We start from the raw sequence: 2,634 nt of genomic DNA, 5'->3' as shown, positions 1-2,634 counted from the left end.
GCTCAGCCTTTCAAAACACCAAAAGCTCAGCTAATACCGTCACTGACTACAGACGGGAAAACGGGCTTTTACAACGGATATTCTCTCACAGTCTCTTTTCACAATTTTTGCAAGCATAATTACACCATCCCAGATTTGGGTGTAGGAAATTTTGATTATCAAGCCTTAGTTAAAGGGGTTGGGAAAGCAACCGTACAGTTTGTTCGTAAACTGTTTGTGTGTAATGTGTGGCTCAGCGGAATTGAGCGGTAGGCTTGGGACGCAGAGTATCTGAGCTTCCTCAGTATCTTCAAGCAGCGTATCCCAATTCAAGTTCAGGATGTTTCTGCCCTTGTTAATGCGGAAATAGTGGCTTCTTGAGGTTTTATCCGGGGCCACGATCACGATTTCCATGCTATCAGATGTGGCTGAAAAAATTTGATCTGATAAATATTCACCATTTGAATCAAGAATACAGATGCTCTCGAGGCAATAGAGGATAGGGAAGGGGGTAATATCTGTGCTGTAAACCTCACCATTTAAATCTGTGATGTATGGCGCTAAACTGGCATCAAATTCTCCCAATTGATAGGCTAGAAACATGTCGCTGAAGATCAGGTTGTCATCCAAGTCGTAATACCTGGCTTTAATCTTATAAATCCCATCCCGGATCACATTACCTGCATCATTCCGGCCATCCCAGTGAAGGGAATATGAGCCTGCAGAGCAAAGCTGATCGCTAAGGGTCCTGATCTGATTGTTGAAGTAGTCTGTAATCACTATTTCTGCCCGGTAGTTATTCTGAGTATCGAACCTAATGCAGGTTGATGACTTTTTCGCGATTCCTGGATTCCAAGCATTCAAATCCTTTTGAAAGATGGCAAGTCTATAACCCTCAAGCGGAGTGCCGGCGGTGTTGGTTAGCTTGATCTCAAGCGAAAACTCATCACTCACCTCAGGTTCTGTTGAATTACAGGACATCAAGAAAAGAAACGCTAAAAGAAACGGTAGCATGCATAAATATTTCAAGTTGTTCTCCTTTGACATGAATGTCTCATGATTAGTTAACAAAATTTACTCTTCATACACAGGATGCAGTCTGTCAAGATTATATTTGCTGTAAGCATTCCTATTTTGAGGACAGAATTCTACAAATCAGCTATTATTCATTCATTTTATGTAATATTGTTAAGGCTTAGTCTCGCTCATCTGGAGTGAATAAAACATAAGTGCTTTGATCAAAGCACAGATATATCTTTTGTACTTGCTCCTGCCGGGCTACTATGGCTGTTATCGATACCCTAATCTTGACTATGTATATCATATTGTAGCTTAGTGAGTGTCAAGAGGCCATTCTGCAGGCGTTATGTGATTAAAGATTCATTGGCGAGCTTGCTTTACGTTACCACTATATCTAGGATGTGATCAGGTATATGCATCAAAGCAGAATGCACAAGACAAGAGCAATCATTTCAATCTGCGTTCCATTCATTCGAACTTTTAAATCATCCGTGTTATGGAGATCATTTTCCATCATGCCCAAGCCTCAATGCTTCATCGGGATCTCAGCTATCTTTCGTCGTTAGATAAAGCAGTGGGCATAGCTGTATCTAGGGGTGAAGCTATGCTAAAGTTTGGACAAAGTATGAGGAGAGCGGTCTTGATTGAGGATAGATTAATCTGCCGAATATATTATAAAGAGTCACCGAAATTGCAAATCGCTATAAAGAGGTTTTTAAGCTCTATTTTCTATCCATTTAGGTCACCGAAAATTTTGTTTTGAGCCGATATCTGACTATTTTGGGGCTTTAAAAGTTTTGCTGTAAAAATGATCTATATAGAAAAGCCACAAAGAAGTAGCCAAGGACTATCAAACCACCCCAAGGGTGTTACGGTGGTTGCTGATACCGTAGCGGAGCTTTCCGAGGCTCCGTTGCATTTGTTCTGCTTGGGTTGTTCAACACCTCGATCCCAGAGGCTTACAGAAATCCTGTATCTTCTCTAATCACATAGAGGATGAAGCCGTAACTGTATTGATCCATGTAAGAAAATATTGAGGGTAAGCTATATATTTCAATTTGATTTTTTTAAGGGAATATTGTCAAGAACATTATTTACTTCTCTCAGATCTTCCCAAACATGAGCATGGAATTATCAACCACAAATCTTCTATTCATTTGACACAATATCTGAGGATTTGATATCTTGCTACATGGGCAAAGTAGCGACTAAGAACTCTGGCTATCCAATAATAGACGAAGTCAAATATCTGTTTGCCAAGTAGATTTGAGTATCTGGTTTTACCGGGAATGTTGTAGAGTGATGGGAGAGTATGAGACTTCGAGGAATACACGCAACACAAAACCAACAATAATAAATGGTTTATGAATATACTATACCAGGTATATGATATCAACTGAATTATTTTCCAAACGTATTCTTGCTTCACATGCCGATGTATTATCCTGACTTTTCATTGCAACCAATACATTTGTACGGCTTATTTTAATATTTTATCGGCGGAATATCCTGCGATGCGCTTAAGGTAAGGATTTGATGTGCACATTCATTATTGAAAGGATGATACATTATCCCAATTGAGGCATTGGAGTTCAAGGCGCATAAACTAACTATCCCTTATTTAATATCTTATGG

Annotated in this window: 1 protein-coding gene; it reads right to left on the bottom strand. The window is 39.5% G+C overall.

Going from position 1 to position 2,634, the window contains the following annotated elements; translation table 11 throughout:
• Positions 1–165 precede the first annotated feature (165 nt).
• Positions 166–1,008: a hypothetical protein gene (locus LHW48_05370; GenBank protein MCB5259893.1), complete on the bottom strand. Its 843-nt coding sequence runs from the start codon at positions 1,006–1,008 to the stop codon at positions 166–168.
• Positions 1,009–2,634: the final 1,626 nt, after the last annotated feature.

Source organism: Candidatus Cloacimonadota bacterium, from assembly GCA_020532355.1.
Lineage (GTDB): Bacteria > Cloacimonadota > Cloacimonadia > Cloacimonadales > Cloacimonadaceae > UBA5456.
This window is presented reverse-complemented; position numbering and strand designations above follow the sequence as displayed.